This is a genomic window from Sporosalibacterium faouarense, assembly GCF_016765695.1.
Classification (GTDB): domain Bacteria; phylum Bacillota; class Clostridia; order Tissierellales; family VENL01; genus Sporosalibacterium; species Sporosalibacterium faouarense.
The window spans coordinates 1-2033 of record NZ_JAETGO010000036.1; the positions used below are offsets into that span (position 1 = coordinate 1).

The following is a 2033-nucleotide window of genomic DNA, read 5'->3' on the forward strand; positions in this document are numbered from 1 at the left end:
CTTTAACCTATTTCTGCTATCATATATATATTCAGTTATTTTTCCAAAGTAATCCGTAATGCTATTATTTTAAATTCCATAGACAGAAGGAAAACAAAGATAAAGTAAAATATAGAAGAAGTGAGGGTAACTGAGGATATCTAAATAGGATTTGATACTGAATTTTGATACTGAATAAAGTAATTTATATTATAAAATTCAATATGTGAGTACACTTAATTTTATAAATATATTGTATAGGGCTTATATAGGTTGTCTTTGTCTTAGTAATGGTATTGGAATCATTCGGCACTGGGTAGTCACATTAAAAGAAAAGGAATGACATATAATTCCAAGATTATAATATCACTCCTTCAAACTTCTAAAGCAACCTAAACTATAATATTCAGATTTACTTTATTATCAAACTAATATCATGACTATATTATATAGAATATGTGATGTAGTGCTTACCTCCATTAATTAGAATATCTAAACTAATATTCCTAAAGCCTACATAACATTCTATATATCTTATCATTTTACCTTGAATATCATCAATTCTGTCTTTCTTGTTTATATATAACCAATTACCCTCGTGAATATGAAGACACTCATCTTCCCAATCAATATTGTGCTTAATAAAACTTTTTATCAGGTTATCTATAACAAATAATATTGTATTTGGCTTTTCATCTGCCTTATTTAATGCATTAAGGAATTCTTCGTAATCCTTCTTATAAAGTTGTTGTCTATTTGAGTACTTTTTCAATATATCAAGAATTTTCAAATATTGTTCTTTTTTTTCGATATTTAGGTGAAATTCCTTCCCATATGTCTCCCATGGAAAACTGATATCTATAGAATAGATCTCATTCTTTTTTCCATTTAAAATATCCCTAAATGACTCAACTAGCTCAATATCACATGGAAAGATTCCCTTTATATCGTCTTCCTTAACGTGTATTGTCGAGAGTACTTTAACAAATGGATAACATGTAATCTTTTCAATCGCCAAATATCCACCTTTTAACAAGTCATGATAAGCAGACTTAGCCCAATTTCCCAAATCATCTTTAGAAATTTTACCATGAAAATAATTGTTCAAGTTCAATCTTACATCATCAATTGTATACTCCAAGTCATTACCACCTCTCATATTAATGCGGAAAAAATTCCTCTACTCCATTGCCATGATAATAGTAGTTTTTACCATCAGTCCAATAGTGTCTTTGATATATAGTTCCATCAGGAGAACCCCATTTTTCAACTACTTTATTCCATTTTTTAGGATTAAATCCTTGATTACGCAAGAAATTTTTAAATGAATTACTCTTAACTTTTAAAGATTCTGACGCCTCTACTTCAACCCAATTATCATGTACCTCTTTCAACCCTTACTTATAATAATTATCTTCACCCGTCCCCTTACTAAGCATCAAATATCCATCTTCACTTATTAATAGTTTCTTAGTTAAATTCCATGCATCATCTAACTTATTTCCAACCTTACTAAAGAACCTCTTTATATGCTTAGATGCTCTACCAAATCCTGTTCCTTCAGGAACAAAAATATCAAGTCCATCAAGTGCTGCACCTTAATAATCACCTTGTAAGATTGAATATGACATCATTTCCATATCTATATGTGTATCAGGTGATGAAGCAACATACGTCAGGTATAAATATAACAAAGTAACTGGGGCATTTCCACTAGGGTCAACATATCTAATTGGATTATTCCAACAATAAGTATACAGATTTAAACTAAGTGGGTCAGTTAACTTGCCCGTATAACTATCTTCTGATATAAACCTACCTATGCTAGGATCATAATATCTTGCTCTTAGATAATATGTCCCCGTTTCCTTGTCATAGTATTCTCCACTGTATCTAAATGGATTTGTGTCATTAAAGTCTTGGTTTATTTCGTTACCAAATATGTCCTAGTCATATTCCTTTATTTTAACACCATCTGTATCTGTTAACTGTACTACATCTCCATGTCCGTTATATAAATAATACGCTATTGTTCCTTGATTATCCTGCCTTGA

At 30.2% G+C, this 2033-nt stretch carries 3 protein-coding genes; all 3 read right to left on the bottom strand.

What is annotated here, in order from left to right:
* Positions 1-424: 424 nt before the first annotated feature.
* The 3 genes from JMO20_RS06390 to JMO20_RS20755 all read right to left on the bottom strand — a co-directional run bounded on the left by JMO20_RS06390 (position 425) and on the right by JMO20_RS20755 (position 1922).
* Positions 425-1138 (bottom strand): hypothetical protein, encoded by a 714-nt coding sequence (locus JMO20_RS06390; RefSeq protein WP_202708708.1) that lies wholly within the window; start codon positions 1136-1138, stop codon positions 425-427.
* A gap of 1 nt (position 1139) precedes the next feature.
* Complete coding sequence (locus tag JMO20_RS06395; RefSeq protein WP_202708709.1) at positions 1140-1373, bottom strand: hypothetical protein; 234 nt, start codon at positions 1371-1373, stop codon at positions 1140-1142.
* A 204-nt stretch (positions 1374-1577) separates the two neighbouring features.
* Positions 1578-1922, bottom strand: coding sequence for an RHS repeat-associated core domain-containing protein (locus JMO20_RS20755; RefSeq protein ID WP_424141323.1), 345 nt, complete (start codon positions 1920-1922; stop codon positions 1578-1580).
* Between the last annotated feature and the right edge of the window lie 111 nt (positions 1923-2033).